1 protein-coding gene (cut by a window edge) is annotated in these 25710 nt (G+C 71.7%); it reads right to left on the reverse strand.

Annotated elements, in window-relative coordinates; translation table 11 throughout:
• Positions 1-25710, reverse strand: partial view of a type I polyketide synthase gene (locus JK364_RS34710; protein ID WP_201855339.1) — the 3' portion only. It continues 11964 nt past the right edge of the window; only the last 25710 of its 37674 coding nucleotides appear in the window; the start codon falls outside the window, past its right edge — the gene reads right to left on this strand; it ends in the stop codon at positions 1-3.

Genomic DNA, 25710 nt, shown 5'->3' on the forward strand with positions numbered 1-25710 from the left:
TCAGGCGTCTCCGAGTTCTCGGTCGATCACGTCGAAGAGCTCGTCCACCGATGCGCTTTCCAGGTCGTCGTCGGCGTGGTCGTCCCGTACGGCGCTCCCGCCCCCGCCGACGGGTTCGCTCAGCTTGGCCAGCACCGACTGGAGCCGGACGATGGCCTTCGTCCGGGTGATGTCGTCCTGCGGCATGGCCGTAAGGACGGTTTCGAGTCGGTCGATCTCGGCGGGCAGCGACTTCTCCGGGGCCGCCTCGTCCTCGACCAGCTCCCCCATGAGGTGGCGGGCCAGCGCGGACGCCGATCCGTAGTCGAACAGTGCGGTCGGCCGCAGCCGCAGCCCGGTGGCCGTGTTGAGCCGGTTGCGCAGTTCCACGGCGGTCAGCGAATCGAGCCCCATGTCGAAGAAGCCACGCTCGGCGTCGATGCCCTCGTGCGTGGCGTATCCGAGGACGGCGGCCGTATGCGTACGCACCAGGTCGACCAGGGCGGGTTGGCGTTCCGCCGCCGGGAGCTCCGCGAGTGTCGTGGCGAGCGTCGGCCGGTGGGTGCCGGCGGCCTGCCCGTCCAGAGTGGCGTCGGTGGCCTGCCGTGCCGTCCTGACCTCGGCGATGTCGCCGAAGAGGAGGCCGAGCCGGGTGCCGTCGACACCGGCGGTGAAGCGCGGCCAGTCGATGTCGGTGATGACCGGGCAGGTGTCCGACTGGTTGACGGCCCGCGCCATCGCGGCCACGGCCAGCTCGGGTTCCATCGCGGGCAGGCCGAACCGCTCCATGCGGCCGCTGATGGCCGCGTCCTGGGTGGCCATGCCACCGTCGGCCCACGGCCCCCAGGCCACGGAGGAGGCGGGCAGGCCCTCGGCGCGGCGGTGTTCGGCGAGCGCGTCCAGGAAGGCGTTCGCCGCCGCGTAGTTGCCCTGTCCGGCGCCACCCACCGTCGCGGAGAACGAGGAGAACAGCACGAACGCCGAAAGGTCCAGCTCGCGCGTCAGCTCGTGCAGATGCCACGCCGCCTCGGACTTCGCCCGCAGCACACCTTCGAACCGGTCCACCGACAGCCCGTCCAGCACACCGTCATCCAGCACACCCGCCGTATGTACGACAGCCGTCAGCGGGAACTCCTCCGGAATCCGGGCCAACACCCCGGCCAGCGCATCCCGGTCGCCCACATCGCATGCCGCAACCGTCACCCGAGCACCCGACTCGGCCAGCTGCGCCCGCAACTTGTCCACGCCCTCGGCCGCCGGACCGCGCCGCGAGACCAGCACCAGATGCTCCGCACCGGCCCGCGCCAGCCATCGCGCCACATGGGCGCCCAGCGCGCCCGTACCACCGGTCACCAACACCGTCCCCGACGGCTGCCACGCCTCCCCGCCCCCGGCACCCACCGCCGCCGCACGGACCACACGGCGAGCGAACACACCCGACGCCCGCACCGCCAGTTCGTCCTCACCGGTGGCACCGCCGATGACGGCGGTCAGTCGCTCCAGGGCCCGGCTGTCCGGCGCCTGCGGCAGGTCGACGAGGCCGCCCCAGCGCTCCGGGGCCTCCAGTCCGGCGACCCGGCCCAGCCCCCACACCGCCGCCTGTTCCAGGCTCAACGGACTCTCCGAACCGCCCGTCGCCATCGCGCCCCGCGTCACACACCACACGCGGCCACCCACACCCGCGTCGCCGATCCCCTGAAGCAGGGACAAGGTCAGCGCAAGGCCCGCGGGCACCGCCGCATACCGGCCGTGCCGCCCCTCGGCCGATGCCAGCAGCGACAGCACCCCCGTGACGTCGGCTGCCCTGTCCGCGCCGCCCAGGGCGTCGCGCAGCCGGGCCGCCACCACCTCACGGTCGGCTGCGGCATCCTCGATCTCGACGACCACGGGCAGCGCACCGCGCATGGCCAAGGCGGCCACGCAGTCCGCGACCCATGCGTCGTCGGCCAGCCCGGCGGGGACCGCCACCAGCCACGTTCCCGTCAGCGCCGCAGCCGCCACCTCCGATACCGGCGACCAGGCGATCCGGTAGCGCCACGCGTCGACCTGTGACCGCTCACGGTTACGACGCCGCCACGACGACAGGACCGGCAGCACCGCCGCGAGCGACTCACCCGTGACGGCCTCGCTCTCGACGGCCAGCGTGTCCGCCAGCGCCGACAGGTCCGCGCGCTCCACCGCGTCCCAGAAGTCGGCGTCGGCGGGGTCGCGTTGGGCGTCTGCCGTGCCGTGTTGGGTTTCCGGCGTCGCGCCTGTCGCAACCCAGTAGCGCGTGCGTTGGAATGCGTACGTCGGCAGCTCCACCTGCCGCGCCGGTCGTCCGGCGATGGCCGCGAGCACGGCCGTCCAGTCCACCGGCACACCCCGGACATGCGCCCCGGCGGCGAGCGTCAGTGCGGTCTCGACCTCGTCGCGATCGGAGCGCGCGGCCGGTAGGAAGACGGCGACATCTGCTGTCTCCTCCGGCAGGCACTGCTCGCCCATCGTGGACAGCACCTCGTCCGGGCCGAGCTCCAGGTAGGTGGTGACTCCCGCCTCCGCCAGACTCCGCACCCCGTCCGCGAACCGCACGGTCTCGCGGACGTGTCGTACCCAGTACTCGGCGGAGCACAGCGCATCGACGTCCGCCACCAGTCCCGTCACGTTCGACACGACGGGGATACGGGGAGACGCGTACGACAACCCCTCGGCCACCTGCCGAAACTCCGCCAGCATCGGCTCCATCAGCGGCGAATGGAAGGCATGCGAAACCCGCAGCCGCTTGGTCTTGATGCCCTCGGTCTCCAGCAGCCCGGCAATCTCCACCACGACTTCTTCCGCGCCGGAAATCACGGTCGAACGCGGACCGTTGACCGCCGCCACACTCACCTCAGCCTCACGACCGGCCAGGAGCGGCAGTACGTCGGCCTCGGCGGCCTGCACCGACACCATCACCCCACCCGAGGGCAGCGCCTGCATCAACCGCCCACGAGCCGCCACCAACACACACGCATCCGCAAGCGACAACACCCCCGCCACATACGCCGCCACCAGCTCACCAATCGAATGCCCGGCCACAAAGTCCGGCCGCACACCCCACGACTCCACCAGCCGGAACAGCGCCACCTCCACCGCGAACAACCCACACTGCGTATACGCGGTCTCATCCAACCCCGCCGCGTCCCCACGGATCACCTCCCGCAGCGAACCCTCCAGCGCGCCCTCAAAGTGCCCGCACACCTCATCGAACGCCTCCGCGAACACCGGGAACGCCTCGTACAACCCCTGGCCCATCCCGACCCGCTGACTCCCCTGACCCGAGAACAACACCGCCAACTTGCCCGGCACCGCAGACCCCTGAACCACACCCGGCGCCGGGTCACCAATCGACAGCGCCTCCAAGCCATCGACAAGACCAGCCCGATCAGCGGCCAGCACCACAGCCCGATGCTCAAACGCGCTACGCGTCGTGACCAGCGACGACGCCACATCGGCCACCGACGTCTCCGCCCCGGCCCGACTGCGCGCGTACGACAGAAGCCGCTCCGCCTGCGCTCGCAGCGCGGGTTCGGACTTCGCCGACACCACCCACGGCACCAGCGCCGCTCCTTCGAGCCCGTCGGTCACCGGCCCGGCGACGGGCCGCTCCTCGGGGGCGTGCTCCAGGATGACGTGCGCGTTGGTGCCACTGATGCCGAACGACGACACACCCGCACGCCGGGGGCGGCCGGTCTCCGGCCACTCCACCGCGCCCGTCAGCAGCTCCACCGCACCCGCCGACCAATCCACATGCGGCGACGGCTCATCGACATGCAACGTCTTCGGCAGTACCCCGTACCGCATCGACAGCACCATCTTCATCACGCCCGCCACACCGGCAGCCGCCTGCGCATGACCGATGTTCGACTTGATCGCGCCCAGCCACAGCGGCCGCTCCTCGGCCGCCCGCTCCTGGCCGTACGTCGCCAGCAACGCCTGCGCCTCGATCGGATCGCCCAGCTTCGTTCCCGTACCGTGCGCCTCCACCGCGTCCACGTCGGCGGCCGACAGCCGAGCGTTCTCCAACGCCGCCCGGATCACCCGCTGCTGCGACGGACCATTCGGCGCCGTCAAACCGTTCGACGCGCCGTCCTGGTTGATGGCACTGCCGCGCACCACCGCGAGCACCTGGTGGCCGTTCCGCCGTGCGTCTGACAGCCGTTCCAGCAGCAGCATCCCGACGCCCTCGGCCCAGCCGGTGCCGTCCGCGGCTCCCGCGAAGGGCTTGCAGCGCCCGTCCGGGGCCAGTCCGCGCTGACGGCTGAACTCGACGAACGCGAGCGGGCTGGCCATGACCGTGGCGCCGCCCGCGAGGGCCAGCGAGCACTCGCCCTGCCGCAGCGCCTGGGCGGCCCAGTGCAGCGCCACCAGGGACGACGAGCAGGCGGTGTCCACGGTCACCGCGGGTCCCTCGAAGCCGAAGGTGTAGGAGATGCGCCCCGAGGCGACACTTCCCGCGTTGCCCGTCATGAGGTAGCCCTCGGTGGCCTCGCCGGCCTGCTGCACCGCATCGGTGTAGTCGTGGTAGGTCAGCCCGCAGAACACACCGGTCTGGCTGCCGCGCACCGACGCCGGGTCGATACCGGCCCGCTCCAGCGCCTCCCACGACGTCTCCAGCAGCAACCGCTGCTGCGGATCCATCGCCAACGCCTCACGCGGCGAAATCCCGAAGAACTCCGGATCGAAATCACCCGCGTCATACAGGAAACCACCCTCACGCGCATACGCCGTGCCCCGATGATCGGGATCCGGGTGATACAGACCCTCCAGATCCCAGCCACGATCGTCGGGCAGCCCCGAGATCGCGTCCCCGCCGCTGATGAGCAGTTGCCACAGCTCTTCTGGCGTACGGACGCCACCCGGGAAGCGGCAGCCCATTCCGACGATGGCGATCGGCTCGTCGTCGGTCCTGGCCTTGCGCACCGACGGCGTGGCCTGGGTCCGGTCGAGGGCCGGGGATTCGTCCGCGACCTGTACGGAGCCCATCACCTCGCTGAGGATGTGGCGGGCGACCGCGGTCGGTGTCGGATAGTCGAAGACCAGCGTGGCCGGAAGCCGAAGACCGGTGGCGGCGTTGAGACGGTTGCGCAGTTCGACCGCGGTGAGCGAGTCGAAGCCGATGTCGCTGAACGCACGGTCGGGAGCGATCGCGTCCGGCTCCGTATGGCCGAGCACGGCTCCCGCGTGATCGGCCACCAGCTCCAGCAGGATGTCCTCCCGCTCGGACTGGGGCAGACCCGTGAGACGGCGTACCAGGACAGTGGCGCCGCCCTGATCGTCGGCGGCGGCGTCGATCACCCGCCGGGCCGGGGCGCCGATGAGGTGGCGCAGCAGAGCGGGGGTGGTTCCGGGCCGGGCGTGTGCGCGGAGCACCGCGACGTCCATGCGCGTCGGCACCAGCAGGGCGTCATCGGTCGTGTGTGCCGCGTCGAGGAGCGCGAGCCCCTCGTCGGCGGTCAGGGGGGTCATCCCGAACCGGGCCATCCGGGCCATGTCGACCTCGCCCAAGTGGCCGGTCATATCGCTGCGTTCGGCCCAGAAGCCCCAGGCCAACGACACCCCCGCGAGCCCGAGCGCCCGACGGCGCGCGGCCAGCGCATCCAGGAACATGTTCGCCGCCGCATAGTTCCCCTGACCCGCCGCACCAAAAGTCGCAGCAGCGGACGAGAACATCACGAACGCCGACAGATCCAGATCCCGCGTCAACTCATCCAGATACACCGCCGCATCGACCTTTGGCCGCAACACCGCGTCAATACGCTCCGGCGTCAACGACTCGACGAGGCCGTCGTCCAGTACGCCGGCCGCGTGCACCACACCACGCAACGGACGATCCGCCGGAATACGCGCCAGCACCCCCGCCAACGCCTCACGGTCGGCGACATCGCACGCCTCGAACACCACGCGTGCGCCGATGTCGGCGAGCTCGGCTTCCAGCTCCGCCGCACCCGCCGCCTCGCGGCCGCGACGCGACACCAGCACCACGCTGCGCACCCCGTGGCGGGCGACCAGATGGCGCGCCACCAAACCGCCCAGCACACCACTGGCGCCCGTGATCAGCACCGAGCCATCGGGCTCCCACACCACGTCTCGTCGAGGTGCCACGGGTACCAGGGCCCGGGTCAGCCTGGGGGCGTACGCACCGCCCCCACGCACGGCGATCTGAGGCTCTCCGGTGGCCACCGCCGCGCCGATCGCCTCAGCGGCCCACTCCAGGCTCTCCACATCCACCAGGACGAATCGGTCCGGATGCTCGGCCTGTGCCGAGCGCACCAGACCCCAGACCGCGGCAGCCGCCGCATCCGGCACATCCTCACCCACCACGGCCGCCACCGCACCCCGCGTCACCACCACCAGTCGCGATTCGGCGCACCGCTCCTCGGCCAGCCACACCTGGAGCGCGTCCAGGGCTCGATGCGTCGCCCGGCGGGTCGCGGACACCAGGTCGTCTTCCGCCGCGACGGAGTCGGTTGCCGAGTCGGTGAGGAACGGCAGAAGGACAAGTTCGGGCACGGCCCCGGCCGATGCGTCGGACCGGAGCAGCGCGCCCATGTCGTCGTACTCGTCGATCCGGCCACCGCTCGTTTCGAGCGCGGTGCGCAGTTCGGCGCCGTCAGGGCCGACGATCGACCAGTGGGCGCGGTCCGGCTCAACACCGGCGGAGCCTGCCGGGACACTCATCCACTCCACCCGGAACAGCGACTCATGGGGCCTCCGTCCCCCGGTGAGCTGCTCCGATGTGAAGGTGCGGGTCGCCACCGCATCGACATCGGCCACCGCGTGGCCCGATTCGTCGGCCAGCAGGATCGCCACGCCGTCCGGCCGTTCCGTGGAGAGCCGTACGCGCAGGGTCGTCGCACCGGTGGCGTACAGGGACATCCCGGTCCACCGGTACGGGAGCCGGACGCGGCCGCCGCCGTCGGCTGTCAGATCGGTCGCGGCGTGCAGGGCCGCGTCGAGCAGCACGGGATGCAGGCCGAAGCGACCGGCCTCGGAGCGCATGTCCTCCGCCAACGCCACCTCGGCGAAGATCTCCGCGCCGCGACGCCACGCTTGGCGCAGGGCGTGGAACGCCGGACCGTACTCGATACCGCTGAGCGCGGCCGCGCTCGGGTACCGGTCGGCGAGGTCGATCGGCTGGGCGTCCGCCGGCGGCCACTGGCCGAGCCCGGTGTCCACCGGCGCCGTGGGCCCCTCCGTGTTCAGCACACCGGTGGCATGGTGGGTCCACGGGAGGTCGGCGGGCCCGTCCTCGAAGCGCGAGTAGAGGTTCACGGTGCGTCGTCCGGAGTCGTCCGGGCCGCCCACCGTCAGTTGCAGCTGGACGGCGCCGCTGTCGGGAAGGGCGAGGGGCGTTTCCTGCGTCAGCTCCGCCAAGTGGCCGCAGCCGACCGCGTCACCGGCGCGCAGCGCCAACTCGACCAGGGCGGACCCGGGGAGCAGCGCGGTGCCGTGAATGGTGTGGTCGGCCAGCCATGGGTGCGTACGGAGCGAGAGTCGACCGGTGAAGAGCTGTCCGCCGAACTCGGGCAGCGCGACCGCCGCGCCGAGGAGGGGGTGGTCGGCGGAGGTCAGTCCGGCCGAGGACACATCGCCCGCCACGGCTGAGGGCTCGACCCAGTAGCGCTGGTGCTGGAAGGCGTACGTCGGCAGATCGACCCGCCGCGCACCCGTGCCCGCGAACATCCCCGCCCAGTCGACGGACGCGCCGCCGACGTATGCCTCGGCCAAGGAGGTGACGAATCGGTCGAGACCGCCTTCGTCACGGCGCAGGGATCCAACGGCGGTGACACGTGTCCCGCGGTCCTCGGCGGTCTGCTCCACGCCCATCGTGAGCACCGGATGGGCGCTGGCCTCGACGAACGTATCGAAGCCATCGGCCAGCAGGGCGCGTACGGTCTCGTCGAAGCGCACGGTCTGGCGCAGATTGCGGTACCAGTACGCGGCGTCCAGATCGGTCGTATCGAGCACTCCGCCGGTCACCGTCGAATAGAACGGCACCGACGACGGCCGAGGAGCGATCCCCGCGAGCTCCCGCAGCAACTCGCCCTCGATGGACTCCACATGAGCACAGTGCGAGGCGTAATCGACGGGGATACGACGCGCCCGGACCTCGTCCGCCTCACACACCGCCAGCAGCTCGTCCAGCGCGTCCGCGTCACCGGAGACCACAACCGCCGACGGGCCATTCACCGCCGCCACCGACAACCGCTCACCCCAACGGCCCAGCCGCTCCCGTACGACCTCCACCGGCAACGGCACCGACACCATCCCACCGAGCCCCGACAACGCCCGCAACGCCTTACTCCGCAACGCCACCACCCGCGCCGCATCCTCCAACGACAACGCACCCACCACACACGCCGCCGCGATCTCACCCTGCGAATGACCAATGACCGCCGCGGGCTCCACACCGTACGAACGCCACAACTCAGCCAACGACACCATCACCGCCCACAACACCGGCTGCACCACATCCACCCGCTCCAACGCCTCCGCAGCACCCTCACCACCCCGCAACACATCCCCGAGCGACCAGTCCACGAACGGCGCCAACGCCGCCGCACACTCACCCACCCGCTCCGCGAACACCGGCGAAGACTCCAACAGCCCTGCCGCCATCCCCACCCACTGCGACCCCTGACCAGGGAAGACAAGCGCCACACGACCATCAGCACCGGCCACACCCCGGATCAGCCCCGAGGCATCCCGGCCCTCCGCGAGTGCCGCCACGCCATCGGCCAGACCGTTCCGATCCCCGGCCAGGACCACCGCACGATGCTCGAACGCACTGCGCGTGGTCGCCAGCGACAGGCCGATGTCATCGGCCGAGAGCTCCGCCCGCTCACGCACATGCGCCAGCAGCCGGTCCGCCTGTGTCCGCAGCGCGGCCTCGGACTTGCCCGAGACCGGCCAGGGGGTGACGGGCAGCAGCCCCAGGCCGCCGACGGGCTCGTCCGCGGCGGGCCGCTCGGCCAACGGCCGCGGCGAAGGCGCCTGCTCGAGGATGATGTGCGCGTTGGTGCCGCTGACGCCGAAGGAGGACACGCCCGCCCGCCGCGGCCGACCGGTCTCGGGCCACGGCGCCGCATCGGTCAGCAGCTGGACGGTGCCGGGCGACCAGTCCACGTACGGGGAGGGCTCGTCCACGTTGGGCATCCCGGGCAGCAGACCGTGCCGCATGGCCAGCACCATCTTGATCAGGCCGGCCACACCGGCGGCCGCCTGTGTATGCCCGATGTTGGACTTGATCGAGCCGAGCCACAGGGGCTGTTCGTCGGTGTGCTCCCGGCCGTACGTGGCCAGCAACGCCTGCGCCTCGATCGGATCGCCCAGCGTCGTACCCGTACCGTGCGCCTCCACGACGTCGACCTGCCCGGCCGGGAGCCCGGCGTTGGCCAGCGCCTGGCGGATCACTCGCTGCTGGGACGGTCCGTTGGGCGCGGTGAGGCCGTTGCTGGCACCGTCCTGGTTGACGGCGGAGCCGCGTACCACCGCAAGGATCTGATGGCCGTTGCGGCGCGCGTCCGACAGCCGCTCCAGCAGCAGCATGCCCACGCCCTCGCCCCAGGCCGTCCCGTCGGCGGCCGCCGCGAACGGCTTGCACCGGCCGTCCGGCGCCAGGCCCCGCTGGCGGCTGAACTCCACGAAGCCACGCGGTGACACCATCACCGAGACGCCACCGGCGAGCGCGAGGGAGCACTCGCCCTGTCGCAGCGCCTGTGCCGCCAGGTGCAGCGCCACCAGGGACGACGAACAGGCGGTGTCCACGGTCACCGCAGGTCCCTCGAAGCCGAAGGTGTACGAGATGCGGCCGGACACGACGCTGGCCGCGTTGCCAGTGGCCACATAGCCTTCGGTGGTCTCCGGGGCCCGGTCGACCAGGGACACGTACTCCTGCCCGTTGGTGCCCATGAACACGCCGGTACGGCTGCCGCGCACCGCTTCCGGGTCGATTCCGGCCCGTTCCCACAGCTCCCACGACGTTTCCAGCAGCAGCCGCTGCTGGGGGTCCATCGCCAGTGCCTCACGCGGCGAGATGCCGAAGAAGGACGCGTCGAAGCCGCTCACCTCGGAGAGGAACGCACCCTCGCGTACGTAGCTCTTTCCGAGGGCGTCCGGATCCGTGTCGTACAGCCCCTCAAGGTCCCAGCCACGGTCCGTGGGGAAGGCCGAGACGGCGTCCTCTCCGGCGGCCAGCAGCCGCCACAGGTCGTCGGCGGAGCGTACGTCGCCGGGGAAGCGGCAGCTCATCGAGACGATCGCGATCGTCTCATCGGCCGCGGCGGACGCGGTCGTGGCCACGTCCGCGGTCGCGCCGTCCGTCTGATCGTGGCTGCCGAGCAGTTCGGTGAGCAGATATCCGGCCAGCGCGGTCGGTGTGGGGTAATCGAAGACCAGGGTGGCCGGGAGCTGAACGCCCGTGGCCTCACTGAGCTGGTTGCGCAGGCCCACCGCGGTCAGGGAGTCGAACCCGATCTCCATGAAGGCACGGCCGGGGCCGATGGCGTCCACACCGCTGTGGCCGAGTACGGCGGCCACATGGGCACGCACGAGCTCCAGCAGGGTGCGCTGCCGTTCGGCCTCGGACAGGGTCTCCAGACGGCGGACGAGTGCCGAGGACTCCTCGGTGTGCGCGGGGTCGGTGTCGCCGGGCCGGGCGGTCGCGGTCAGCTTCCGGGCTTCCGGGACTCCGCTGAGCAGCCGGGACAGCCGCCGAGCCTCGAAGGTGTCGGCGAAACGCTCCCAGTCGGCGTCGACGACGGCGAGAGCGGCGTCCGGGTGGGTGACGGCGCGCTCCAGCGCCGCCAGGGCCAGCCGCGGATCCATCGCGGTCATGCCATTGCGCCGGATGGTGCGACTGACCTCGGCGCTGCTGACGGCCATGCCGTTGTCGGCCCAGGGGCCCCAGGCCACCGAGGTGGCCGGAAGCCCCGCACCGCGCCGCCACTCCGCCAACGCGTCCAAAATCGCGTTCGCCGCCGCATAATTCGCCTGCCCAGCCGCACCCACCGTCCCCGAGAACGAGGAAAACAGCACAAACGCCGAAAGCTCCAGCTCCCGCGTCAGCTCGTGCAGATGCCAAGCCGCCTCGGACTTCGCCCGCAGCACGCCTTCGAACCGCTCGGCCGACAGCCCGTCCAGCACACCGTCATCCAGCACACCCGCCGTATGCACGACGGCCGTCAGCGGGAACTCCTCCGGCACCCCCGCCAACACCCCGGCCAGCGCACCCCGATCACCCACATCACACGCCACAACCGTCACCCGAGCGCCCGTCTCACGCAGCTCGGCGCAGAGCTCATCCGCACCCTCAGCCCCAGGACCACGACGCGACACCAACACCAGATGCTCCACACCCGAACGCGCCAACCACCGCGCCACATGAGCACCCAATGCACCCGTACCACCGGTCACCAACACAGTGCCCGACGGCACCCAACCCTCCACGCCATGCCCGCCGGCCGACGCCCGGACGATACGGCGCGCGAACACCCCCGAGCCGCGCACGGCGACCTCGCTCTCGCCCGTACGGCCGCTCACCACATCCACCAGGCGATCCGCCGCCCGCGCATCCCACACCTCGGGAAGATCCAGCAATCCGCCCCACCGCTCCGGAACCTCCAGACCGGCGACGCGGCCCAGGCCCCACACCGCGGCCTGCTCCACCGCGCGCACGCCCTCGGAACCAGCGACCGCGACCGCGCCGCGCGTCGCACACCACACCGGAGCGGCCAGGCCCACATCGCCCACCGCCTGCACCAGTGACAGCGTCAAGGCCACGCCCAGGGGCACCGACCGATGCTGGCCGTGACGGCCTTCGGCCAGCGCCAGCAGGGACAACACGCCTGCGGCAGCGGCCGCTTCGGACCCGCTCAGAGCCTCGCGGAGTCGCGCCGCCACCGACTCACGGTCGGCGTCCTCGGGCCCCAGCTCGACCATCACCGGCTGTGCACCCCGTCCGGCGAGGGCGTCCGCACACGCCGACACCCACGGGTCGGTGGCCATCCCCGCGGGGACCGCCACCAGCCACGGACCCGTCACCGTGCCCGGCCCGTCGGACACCGGCGACCACGACACGCGGTAGCGCCACCCGTCCACCGTGGCGCGCTCACGTCCACGACGACGCCACGACGACAGCACCGGCAACACCGCCGCCAGCGATTCACCGGCGCCGTTCTCGTCCGCGACCGCCAGCGTGTCCGTAAGCGCGGGCAGATCCTCACGCTCCACCGCGTCCCAGAAGCCGGCGTCCACCGCGTCCGTGAGGCCCGTCCCAGTCGTGGTGACGGAGGACGATTCCAGCCAGAAGTGCTCTCGCTGGAAGGGGTACGTGGGCAGCTCGACGGGCCGGGGGCGCGTCGGTGCGAGCAGGGCGGCCCAGTCCACGGCACGACCTCGCACATGGATCTGGGCCAGCCCCTCCATGACGGAGGTGGTCTCTTCCCAACCGCTGCGAAGAACGGGGGCGAAGACGGCGTCCGGCGCGCACTCCTGCCCCATCCCGGAGAGGACTCCGTCGGGGCCCAACTCCAGGTAGGTGACCACGCCCTGCCCGGCCAGGCACTCGACACCGTCCGCGAACCGCACGGTCTCGCGGACGTGGCGCACCCAGTACTCAGCCGAGCACAGCGCATCGGCACCCGCCACCAGACCCGTCACATTCGACACGACGGGGATGCGGGGAGGCGCGTACGACAGCCCCTCGGCCACCTGCCGGAACTCCGCCAGCATCGGCTCCATCAACGGCGAATGAAAGGCATGCGAAACCCGCAGCCGCTTGGTCTTGACGCCCTCGGCCTCCAGCAGCCCGACGACCTCCGCAATCGCCGCCTCGGCGCCGGAAATCACGGTGGAACGCGGACCGTTGACCGCCGCCACACTCACCTCAGCCTCACGACCGACCAGCAACGGCAGCACATCCGCCTCAGCCGCCCGCACGGACACCATCACCCCACCCGAGGGCAGCGCCTGCATCAACCGCCCACGAGCCGCCACCAACACACACGCATCCCCCAGCGACAACACCCCCGCCACATACGCCGCCACCACCTCACCAATCGAATGCCCGGCCACAAAATCCGGCCGCACACCCCACGACTCCACCAACCGGAACAGCCCCACCTCCACCGCAAACAACCCACACTGCGCAAACCCGGTCCCATCCAGCCCCGGCACATCCCCGAACACCACGTCCCGCAGCGGCCGCTCCAACACCCCATCGAACATCGCACACACCTGGTCAAACGCGTCCGCGAAGACCGGGAACGCCTCATACAGCTCCCGGCCCATCCCGACCCGCTGACTCCCCTGACCCGAGAACAACACCGCCAGCTTCCCCGGCACCACCGAACCCCGCACCACACCAGCCGCCGGTACACCATCCGTCAGCGCCCGCAACCCGGCGGCAAATCCCGCACTGTCGCCCGCCAGCACCACCGCCCGCTCATCGAGGGCCGACCGCGTCGTGACCAGTGACAACGCCATATCAGCCAGCGACGCCTCCGCCCCGGCCTCACCCCGGGCGTAAGGCAGCAAAAGCTCCGCCTGTGCCCGCAGCGCACCCTCGGACTTCGCCGACGCCACCCACGGCACCAGCGCCGACTCCTCAGGCGCGTCGGTCACCGGCTCGGCGACGGGCCGCTCCTCGGCGAGGTGTTCCAGGATGACGTGTGCATTGGTGCCACTGATGCCGAACGACGACACACCGGCACGCCGCGGACGATCCGTCTCCGGCCACTCCACCGCATCCGTCAGCAGTTCCACCGCACCCGCCGACCAATCCACATGCGGCGACGGCTCATCCACGTGCAGCGTCCTCGGCAGTACACCGTGCCGCATGGCGAGCACCATCTTCATCACACCCGCCACACCCGCGGCGGCCTGCGTATGACCGATGTTCGACTTCACCGACCCCAGCCACAACGGCCGGTCCTCGGCGCCGCGCTCCCGCCCGTACGTCGCGAGCAGCGCCTGTGCCTCAATCGGATCGCCCAGCTTCGTGCCCGTACCGTGGGCCTCGACCGCGTCCACCTCAGTGGCCGACAGCCGGGCACTCTCCAACGCCGCCCGGATCACCCGCTGCTGCGACGGACCATTCGGCGCCGTCAAACCGTTCGACGCACCGTCCTGGTTGACCGCGCTGCCCCGCACCACGGCCAGGACCCGGTGACCGTTCCGGCGTGCGTCGGACAGCCGCTCCAGCAGCAGCACACCGACGCCCTCGGCGAGCCCCATGCCGTCCGCGGCGCCCGCGAACGCCTTGCAGCGGCCGTCGAGCGCCAGTCCGCGCTGGCGGCTGAAGCCGATGAGGGCACCGGGGTTCGGCATGACGGCGACGCCACCGGCGAGCGCCAGTGAGCACTCCCCGTTCCGCAGCGCCTGCGCCGCCAGGTGCAGCGCCACCAGGGACGAGGAACACGCGGTGTCCACGGTCACCGCGGGACCCTCGAAGCCGAAGGCGTACGCGACGCGTCCGGACACGACGCTGGCCGCGCTCCCCGTCATCAGGTGGCCTTCGGAGCCCTCGGGCGCCTCATGCACCCGCGGCCCGTACTCCTGGTAGTTGGAGCCGATGAAGACGCCGGTGCGGCTGCCGCGCAGCGCGAGCGCGGGCACACCGGCACGCTCGAAGGCTTCCCATGAGGTCTCCAGCAGCAGCCGCTGCTGGGGGTCCATCGCCAGCGCCTCACGCGGCGAGATACCGAAGAACGCCGGGTCGAAGTGGCCCGCGCCGTAGAGGAAGCCGCCCTCACGCACATACGTCTTGCCCGGCGCGTCCGGGTCCGGGTCGTAGATGCCCTCGATGTCCCAGCCACGGTCGGTGGGCAATCCGCCGATCGCGTCACCGCCGGACATGACGAGCTGCCACAGCCCCTCAGGGGAGGACACCCCGCCCGGATAACGGCAGCTCATCGCCACGATGGCGATGGGGTCGTCGTCGGAGTCCACGGGCACGGCCCCGGCCGTCTCCACCCGTGCCGCCGTCTGCGGGAGGGCGGGGACGTCCGCCTCGTCGGCCGTCGTCCCCGTCAGCTCGGTGCGGATGTGCTCGCTCAGGGCGGCGGTGCTGGGGTAGTCGAAGGCCAGCGTGGCGGGCAGGCGCAGCCCGGTGGCCGCGTTCAGCCGGTTGCGCAGTTCGACTGCCGTCAGCGAGTCGAAGCCGAGGTCCTTGAACGCGCGCTCGGAGTCCACCGCGTCCGAGGTGGCGTGTCCGAGGACGGCCACCACCTGTGCGCGCACCAGTTCCAGGACGGTGTGCTCACGCTCGGTGGGGGTCAGTCCGGCCAGCCGCTGCCGCAGGCCCGAGGGGGCGTCGGCCGACGCGTTCGCGACCGCTCCGGCGGTGTCGGTCCCCTCCTGGATGCGTCGCATCGCGGGCAGTTCGTCCAGCAGTGGGCTGGGGCGGGCGGAGGTGAAGACCGGGATGAAGCTCTCCCAGTCGATATCGGCGATGGCCAGATGGGTCTGGTCGTGGTCGAGTGTCTGCCGCAGCGCGGCGATGCCGAGCGCCGGGTCCATGAACCGCAGTCCACGCCGCCGCAACTGGTCCAGGTCGAGGGCCTCGGGCATGTTGTCGCCGGTGGCGTCCCACACTCCCCAGGCCACCGAGGTGGCCGTCAGACCGTTCGCCCGCCGCCGCTCGGCGAGCGCGTCCAGATAGGCGTTGGCGGCGGCGTACGCGCCGTGGTCGCCCACGCCCCACAGCCCGGACACCGAGGAGAACAGCACGAACGCGTCCAGCGGGGTGTCGCCCAACAGCTCGTCCAGATGGGCCGCGCCCGCCACTTTCGCGTCCATGACCTCGGCGAACTCCGCCGTAGTCGTGGCGCCCAGCCCGGCCAGGTCAATGTATGCCGCGGCGTGGATGACGGCGGTGAGCGGCCGGTGGTCGGGTACGGAGTCGAGAACGCGCCGGAGCGCGGCGCGGTCCGCCACATCGCACGCGGCGACGGTGACCCGGGTGCCCCGATCGGCCAGTTCGGCGACCAGGTCTTCGGCGCCGGGGGCGGCGAGCCCGCGGCGGCTGGTCAGCACCAGGTGTTCGGCGCCGTTCTCCGCCAGCCACCGGGCCAGACGGGTGCCGAGGGCGCCGGTGCCACCGGTGATGAGGACCGTGCCACGGGGCTTCCAGGCGCGCCGCGCAGGGGTGGTCCCGAGGGGTGCGGGCTCGAGTCGCCGCAGCATCACGCCCGAGGCGCGGATCGCGACCTGGTCCTCGGGGCCGCCGTCCGCGAGCACTCCGGCGAGCCGGGCCCCGGCCCGGGCATCCATGGTGCGCGGCAGGTCGATCAGCCCGCCCCAGCTGTCCGGGTACTCCACCCCGGCCACCCGGCCCATGCCCCACACCGCCGCCTGGGCGGGGCTGGTGAGCGGATCGGAGCTGCCGATGGACACCGCGCCCTGGGTGGCGCACCACAGCGGCGCGCGGACGCCGAGGTCGTCGAGGGCCTGGATCAGGGCGAGGGTCAGGGTCAGGCCGGTGGTGGCCACGGGGTGGTCGGGGTACGGGTGTTCGTCCAGCGGCAGCAGTGACAGCGCGCCGGACAGCGTGTCCAGCGGGTGGTCGGCGGTGGTGGCGCGCAACCGCTCGGCCACCGTGGCACGGTGTGCGTCGTCCGCGCCCAGCTCGACGAGAACGACATCGGCGCCGTGTGCCGCGAGCGCCTCGTGGGAGGCCGTGACCAGCGGGTCGTCGGGTCGGGAGCTGGGAGCCAGCAGCAGCCACGGCCCCGGGAGCGAGACGGCCGGGGTGCCGCTCTTGGGGCGCCAGATCACGCGGTAGCGCCACTCGTCCACGGTCGATTCGGAGCGCCGCTGCCGACGCCACTGCGCGAGAGCGGGCAGGACGGTGCCCAACGAGGTGTGCTGTTCGGTGGATTCGACCTGGAGCGTGGCGGCCACTGCCTCGGCGTCCTCGCGCTCCACGGCCTGCCAGAAGTGCGTGTCCGCGCTGTCTTCGGCCGACGTGCCCTCGGTGGAGCGCGCGGTGGTGGCCGAGGTGAGCCAGTAGCGCTGGTGCTGGAAGGCGTAGGTGGGCAGGTCGACGGGGTGTGCGCCGGTGCCGGCGAACACCGTCCGCCAGTCGACGGCTATACCGCCGACGTGCGCCTCGGCCAGGGAGGTCAGGAACCGTGCCGGGCCGCCTTCGTCGCGGCGCAGCGAGCCGATGGCCGCCACGGGGGTGCCGTGGTCCTCGGCCGTCTGCTCGATGCCCATGGTCAGCACCGGGTGCGCGCTGGCCTCCACGAACGTCTGGAAACCCTCGCCGAGGAGCACCCGTACGGTCTCGTCGAAACGCACGGTCCCGCGCAGATTGCGGTACCAGTAGCCGGCGTTCAGCTCGGTGGTGTCCAGCACGCCGCCGGTCACCGTGGAGTAGAACGGCACCGAGGAGGAGCGCGGAGTGATCCCGGTGAGGGCGCGCCGGATCTCGTCCTCGAGGCTCTCGACGTGGGCGGAGTGCGAGGCGTAGTCCACGGGGACGCGGCGTGCCCGGATTTCCTCCTCCTCGCACGCCGCCAGCAGCTCGTCCAGCGCGTCGGCGTCGCCGGAGACCACGACCGCCGAGGGACCGTTCACCGCCGCCACCGACAACCGCTCGCCCCACGCCGCGAGCCGCTCCCGCACCGAGTCCACGGGCAGCGACACCGACACCATGCCACCCCGCCCGGACAGCGCCCGCAGCGCCTGGCTGCGCAGGGCTACGACGCGCGCGGCGTCCTCCAGCGACAACGCACCCGCCACACACGCCGCCGCGATCTCACCCTGCGAGTGGCCGATGACCGCCGCGGGCTCCACACCGTAGGAGCGCCACAGCTCCGCCAGCGACACCATCACCGCGAACAGGACGGGCTGGACCACATCCACCCGCTCCAGCGCCACGGGGTCGCTGAGCACATCCACCAGCGACCAGTCCACATGCGGCGCCAGAGCCGCCGCGCACTCGTCGATCCGCCGGGCGAACACCGGTGAGGAATCCAGCAGCCCGGCCGCCATGCCCACCCACTGCGACCCCTGACCGGGGAAGACGAAGGCGACCCCGGCGCTGCGCTTGGCCACGCCTTCGACCAGCCCGGATCCACCCCGTCCCGCGAGGTGATCAGCCAGCGACCGTACGGCCTCCGCACGGTCGGGGGCCAGCACGACCGCGCGGTGTTCGAAGGCGGTCCGCGTGGTGGCGAGGGACAGTCCGATGACCTCAGCCGCGATCTCGGGGTGCCGCTCAACGTGGTCCAGCAGCCGCGTGGCCTGGGCGCGCAGCGCGGCCTCGGACTTGCCGGCCAGCGGCCAGGGGACGAGCGGGAGCGCCGTCCGGGGCACCGCCGCTTCCTCCGCCACGTCCGCACCGGAAGCGGCGTCGGTAACGGCCGGTGACGGCGCCTGCTCGATGATGGCGTGGGCGTTGGTGCCGCTGATGCCGAACGAGGACACACCGGCCCGGCGCGGCTCCTCACCCTCGGGCCACGCGGTGGCCTCGGCGAGGAGTTCGACAGTGCCCGCCGTCCAGTCCACGTGTGCGGACGGCTCGTCGATGTGCAGGGTGCGGGGCAGCACGCCGTGCCGCATCGCCAGCACCATCTTGATCACACCCGCCACACCCGCAGCCGCCTGCGTATGACCGATGTTCGACTTCACCGACCCCAGCAGCAGCGGCTCACCCGCGGCCCGCTCACGGCCGTAGGTGGCCAGCAGCGCCTGTGCCTCGATCGGGTCGCCCAGCTTCGTTCCCGTCCCGTGTGCCTCAACGGCGTCGACCTGCCCGGCCGTGAGCCCGGCGTTGGCCAGCGCCTGGCGGATCACGCGTTGCTGGGACGGGCCGTTGGGGGCGGAGAGCGCGCTGCTCGCGCCGTCCTGGTTGGTCGCCGTGCCCCGGACAACCGCCAGCACCGGATGCCCGTTGCGCTGCGCGTCGGACAGCCGCTCCAGGAACAGCATGCCGACGCCCTCGGCGGGCCCGAACCCGTCGGCCGCCGCCGAGAAGGGCTTGCACCGGCCGTCGGGTGCGAGCCCGCGCTGCCGGCTGAAGCCGATGAAGGTGCCGGGCGTGGCCATGACGGTGACACCACCGGCCAGGGCGAAGGAGCACTCCCCTTGGCGCAGCGCCTGTACGGCCAGGTGCAGGGCGACCAGCGACGAGGAACACGCGGTGTCCACCGTGACCGCCGGACCCTCCAGGCCCAGAGTGTAGGCCACCCGCCCGGACACGACGCTGATGGCGCTGCCGGTCACGAGGTGGCCCTCGACACCGTCGGTGGCCTCGTGTACCCGCGGCCCGTAGTCGGGAGCCACGGCCCCGACGAAGACACCGGACCGGCTGCCCTTGAGCGAGGCCGGGTCGAGACCCGCCCGCTCGATGGCCTCCCACGAGGTCTCCAGCAGCAGCCGCTGCTGGGGGTCCATCGCCAGCGCCTCACGCGGTGAGATCCCGAAGAAATCGGCATCGAAGTCGCCGACGTCGTAGAGGAACCCACCCTCACGCGCGTAGGAGGTGCCCGGCCGGTCGGGGTCCGCGTCGTAGAGCGAGTCGAGGTCCCAGCCGCGGTCCTCGGGGAACGGCGTGATGGCGTCCTCGGCCCCGCTCAGCAGCCGCCAGAACTCCTCGGGCGAGCGCACCCCACCGGGAAAGCGGCAGCTCATTCCGACGATCGCGATCGGCTCGCGGGCCGCCGACTCCACATCCCGCAGACGCAGCCGCGTCTGGTGCAGATCAGCCGTCACCCGCCGGAGGTAGCCGCGGGACAGCTCAGGCTTCAGCCGGTCGGCCACCATCGCACGGGTGGCGTCGTCGGCTGAGGTGTCCGTGCCGAGCAGCGCGGCTTCCAGCTGGTCGAGTTCGGCGGTCACGTCCGACGCGTCGTCCGCCGCCACGGGGGCGACCTCCGCACCCAGGTGTGCGGCCAGCGCGGCGGGGGTCGGGTAGTCGAAAATGAGGGTGGCGGGCAGCCGCAGCCCGGTGGCCGCGTTCAGCCTGTTACGAAGCTCAACCGCGGTGAGCGAGTCGAAGCCCAGCTCCAGGAAGCCGCGATCGGTATCCACCGCCGATGCCGTCCCATGGCCGAGAACCGTAGCGGCGTGCTCCTGGACCAGACGCAGCAGCGTCCGCTGCCGCTCCCCCTGACCGAGCCCGGCCAGCCGCCGCACCAGCGACGCCTCCTGCGAGTCGGGGACTTCCTGGGCCGAGGCACGCCGGGACGGGACAGGCCGACGTACGAGCCCGTTCAGCAACGGGGGTACGGGCGTGGCATCGGCGGTGGCCGCGAGGCGGCCGAGGTCGAGCCGCGCGGGCACCACCACACCCTCGGCCAGCCGACCCGCCGTGTCGAACAGCCGCAGCCCCTCCGCGGAGGAGAACGGCACCAGCCCGCCCCGTGTCATACGCGAGATATCGGCCTGGTCGAGGTGTCCGGTCATCCCGCTGCGCTCGGCCCACATTCCCCAGGCCAGCGACACTCCGGGCAGACCCATCGCCCGGCGCCGCTGAGCCAGTCCGTCCAGGAACGTGTTGGCGGCGGCGTAGTTGGCCTGGCCCGCGGACCCCAACACCCCGGCGGTCGACGAGAACAGGGCGAACATCGCCACATCGAAACGGCGCGTCAGCTCATGCAGATGCCACGCCCCGTCGACCTTGGCCCGCAGCACCGCGTCCAGCCGCTCCGGGGTCAGCGAGGTCACCGTGCCGTCGTCCAGAAGGCCCGCGGCATGGACCACACCGGTCAGACCATGCCCATCGGGGAGCCCCGCCAGCAGCTCGGCCAGCGCCTCGCGGTCGGCGACATCGCAGGCGGCGACCATGACCGAAGCCCCCAAGCCAGTCAGCTCCGCCTCGAGCCCTGCCAGGCTCTTGGCGGCGCGGCCACGGCGGCTGACCAGCAGCAGCCGTCGTATGCCGTGCTCGGTCACCAGATGCCGGGCCACCAGTCCGCCCAGGACACCTCCGGCGCCGGTGATCAGTACGGTCCCCTCCGGGTCCAGCGCGGCCGGAACACTCAGCACCAGCTTGCCCACATGACGCGCCTGGCTCATGAACCGGAACACCTCAGGAGCCCTGCGCACATCCCACACCCGTGCGGGCAACGGCTCCAGCCCGCCACCCTCGAAGAGGGCCACGATCTCCGCGAGCATCTCCCCGATACGCTCAGGCCCCGCCTCGGCCAGGTCGAACGCCCGGTACAGCACGCCCGGATGCGCCGCGGCCACCTCATCGGCCGACCGCACATCCGTCTTGCCCATCTCGATGAAGCGCCCGCCCTCACCCAGCAGCTGCAGCGACGCGTCCACGAACTCACCCGCCAGGGAGTCCAGGACCACATCCACCCCACGACCACCCGAAGCGGCCCTGAACCGCTCCTCGAACTCCAACGTCCGCGACGACGCGATATGCGCCTCATCCAGCCCGAGACCACGCAGAACATCCCACTTGGCGTCACTCGCGGTCGCGAACACCTCCACACCCCAGGCCCGCGCCAACCGCACCGCAGCCATCCCCACACCACCGGCAGCGGAATGCACCAACAGCGACTCACCACGCCGTACGCCCGCCAGCTCCCGCAGCGCGTACAAGGCCGTCACGAACACCACGGGGACGGACGCGGCCTCGGTGAAGGACCAGCCGTCCGGCATCCGCACCAGGCTGCGGTGGTCCGCCACGGCCAACGGCCCGAAACCGCCCTCCCACAGCCCCATCACGCGGTCGCCTACGACGAGGGAGGTCACACCAGGGCCGGTGGCCACGACCACACCGGCCCCCTCGCCGCCCATCATGGCCTCGTCCGGATACATGTCCAGAGAGATGAGGACATCGCGGAAGTTCAGGCCCGTGGCGCGCACGGCGACCCGGACCTCGTGCTCGCCGAGTTCCCGGGTGACGTCCGTGGCCGTGGCCAGCGTCAGCCCCTCCAGCGTGCCCGCTCCCGACGCCTCCAGCCGCCACGCCTCCGTACCATCCGGTGGCGTCAGCACACCCCTCGCGGCGCCGGCGGCCAGACGTGGCACCAGCACCTCAGCACCGCGCACGGCAAGCTGCGGCTCCCCAGTCGCCACCGCCTGGTGCACCACGGCCAGCGACGCCTCGGCACCGTCCACATCCAGCAGAACGAACCGGTCCGGATGCTCGGCCTGCGCCGACCGCACCAACCCCCAGACCGGAGCCGCGGCCAGATCACTCGGATCCGCACCATCCTCGGTCGCCAGCGCGCCCCGGGTGACGAACACCAGCCGCGCCGAGGCGAACTCGTCCTCCGCCAGCCATGCCCGCGCCATGTCCAGGGTCCGGTGGGCCATGGCGTGTGTCGCCGGGACGACGTCCTCGCCGGGGCCGGAGGACACGGTCACGAACACCAGATCCGGCATGGAAGCCCCGGATCGTACGTGTGCTGCCAGAGCGGCCAGGTCGGTATGTTCCTCCACCGACCCATCGGCCGCCTCCAACTCTCTGGCCAGGCCGAAGGGGTCCGGTCCAGCCACGGCGCACCGGTCGGTGGCGGGGGCCGAGGCGGCTGTGGGCCCTGCGATCCACTCCACCCGGTACAGCGACTCGTCCTCGCCGACGGACGCGAGCTGCGCTTCCGAAACCGGCCGGGTGACCAACGCCTCCGCCGACGCCACCAGCGTTCCGGCGGCGTCGGCCACCAGCACTGACATCTCATCGGCACCCGTGCGGGCCAGCCTCACCCGCAGGGAGGTCGCGCCGGTGGCGTACAGCGACACACCGCTCCACACGAACGGCAGCCGGATCCCGGCCTTGCTCCCGTCCTTCTCCGGATGCGAGGCGGCGGACACCAGCCAGGCGTGCAGGGCCGCATCGAGCAGTGCGGGATGCAACCCGAACCGAGCCGCCTCCGCCCGCGACTCCTCCGGCAGCGCCACCTCGGCGAAGACCTCGTCACCCCTGCGCCAGACGGCACGCAGCCCCCGGAACACCGGTCCGTACGTCAACCCGGTGGCCGCCACATCCTCATAGAAGCCCGCGGTGTCGACCGCTTCCGCGCCCACCGGTGGCCATGCCTTCAGGTCCGCGGGGCTCGTCGTCTTGTCCATGGCGGTGGAGTTGAGGGCCAGCATGCCCTTCGCGTGGCACGTCCACGACGCGTTCGGCGTGCCGTCGCGGCGGGAATACACACTGAACTCGCGCTGCCCGCCCTGCCCGGGCCCGCTCACCACCAGCTGCACCTGGACCGCCCCCTCCTCGGGCAGCACCAAAGGTGCCTCCAGCGTCAGCTCCTCCAACTGATCGCAACCAACCGCGTCACCGGCCCGCGACGCCAACTCGACAAACGCCGTACCCGGCAGGATGACCCGGCCCAGCACCGCATGGTCGGCCAGCCAGGCATGGGTACGGAGCGAGAGCCGACCGGTGAGCAGGAAACCGTCCGAGCCGGGCAGCGGCACGGCGGCCCCCAGCAACGGATGCCCGGCCGCATCCAGCCCCACCGATGCCACATCGCCAGCGGCGTCGACGGCCTCGGACTCCAGCCAGAAGTGGGTGCGCTGGAAGGCATACGTCGGCAGATCGACGCGCTCCGCGCCCGTTCCCGCGAACATCCCCGCCCAGTCGACGGACGCGCCGCCCACGTAAGCCTCGGCCAGGGAGATCAGGAAGCGCTCCAGGCCGCCATCGTCACGGCGCAGCGAACCGACCGCGGTGACACGGGTCCCGTGGTCCTCGGCCGTCTGCTCCACACCCATCGTCAGGACGGGGTGGGCACTGGCCTCGATGAACACCTGGAAACCATCGGCCAGCAGGACGCGGACGGTCTCGTCAAAGCGCACCGTCTGACGCAGATTGCGGTACCAGTACCCGGCGTCCAGACCAGCCGTATCCAGCACCCCACCGGTCACCGTCGAATAGAACGGCACCGACGAAGGCCGAGGGCTGATCCCCGCGAGGGCTCGCCGAAGCTCGTCCTCGATCGCCTCAACGTGAGCGCAGTGAGAGGCGTAATCCACCGGAACGCGCCGCGCCCGGATCCCCTCGCGCTCGCATACGGCCAGCAACTCGTCCAACGCGTCAGCGTCACCGGAGACCACGACCGCCGACGGGCCGTTCACCGCCGCCACCGACAACCGCTCACCCCACGCCCCAAGCCGCTCCCGCACCGAGTCCACCGGCAGCGACACCGACACCATCCCGCCACGACCCGACAACGCCCGCAACGCCCTGCTCCGCAACGCCACCACCCGCGCCGCGTCCTCCAACGACAACGCACCCGCCACACACGCCGCCGCGATCTCACCCTGCGAATGACCCACCACCGCCGCAGGCTCCACCCCATACGAACGCCACAACTCCGCCAACGACACCATCACCGCCCACAACACCGGCTGCACCACATCCACCCGCTCCAGCGCCACCTCATCGCTGAGCACATCCACCAGCGACCACTCCACAAACGGCCCCAACGCCACCGCACACTCACTCAACCGCTCCGCAAACACCGGAGACGACTCCAACAACCCCGCCGCCATCCCCACCCACTGCGACCCCTGACCAGGGAAGACAAGCACCGCGTGATCCCGGGCCGTCGCCACCCCCCGTACCACACCGGGCGACACATTCCCCTCGGCCAACGCGCCCAGGCCGTCGACGAGACCGTTCCCGTCGCCCGCCAGCACCACCGCGCGGTGCTCGAACACACTGCGCGTCGTCGCCAACGACAGCCCGACATCGGCGGGCGAAACCTCTCCCTGCTCGCGCACATGCGTCAGCAGCCGCTCCGCCTGTGCCTCCACCGCGGTCTCCGACCGTCCGGAGATCACCCACGGCGTGATCTCCGGCAGTCCCTCGGCCGGGGTGTCGTCATCGACACCATGGCCGGGGCGCTCGTCGAGCGGGGCCGCTTCCAGCACGGCGTGGGCGTTGGTTCCGCTCATCCCGAAGGAGGAGACCGCGGCGCGGCGTGCCCGTCCCGTCTCCGGCCAGGGCATATCGTCCGTCAACAGGCGCAACCCGCCCTCGGACCAGTCCACATGCGGCGATGGCTCATCGACGTGCAGGGTGCGCGGCAGCACGCCGTGTCGCATGCCGAGCACCATCTTGATCACACCGGCCACACCCGCCGTCGCCTGCGTGTGCCCGATGTTCGACTTCACCGAGCCCAGCAGCAGCGGCCGTTCCTCGGGGCGGCCCCTGCCGTACGTGGCGAGCAGGGCCTGTGCCTCGATGGGGTCGCCCAGCGGGGTGCCGGTGCCATGTGCCTCGACCGCGTCCACCTCGGCCGCCGACAGCCCGGCGTTCTCCAACGCCGCGCGGATCACCCGCTGTTGCGAGGGGCCGTTGGGCGCGGTGAGGCCGTTGCTCGCACCGTCCTGGTTGATGGCGGTGCCCCGTACGAGGGCAAGCACACGGTGTCCGTTCCGGCGAGCGTCCGACAGGCGCTCCAACAGCAGCACACCGACGCCCTCCGCCGGGCCGAAGCCATCGGCGGCGGCGGAGAAGGGCTTGCAGCGCCCGTCCGGGGCCAGCCCCCGCTGGCGGCTGAAGCCGACGAACGTCCAGGGGGTGGACATGATGGCGGTGCCACCGGCCAGGGCCAGGGAGCACTCACCCTGCCGCAGCGACTGCGCGGCCAGGTGCAGCGCCACCAGCGACGACGAGCACGCCGTGTCGACGGCGACGGCCGGCCCTTCGAAGCCGAACGCATAGGCGAGCCGCCCGGAGGTGACGCTGAGGGCGTTACCGGTGAGCAGATAGCCCTCGACACCGCTCGACGG

It is taken from the genome of Streptomyces endocoffeicus, from assembly GCF_016741935.1.
Classification (GTDB): domain Bacteria; phylum Actinomycetota; class Actinomycetes; order Streptomycetales; family Streptomycetaceae; genus Streptomyces; species Streptomyces endocoffeicus.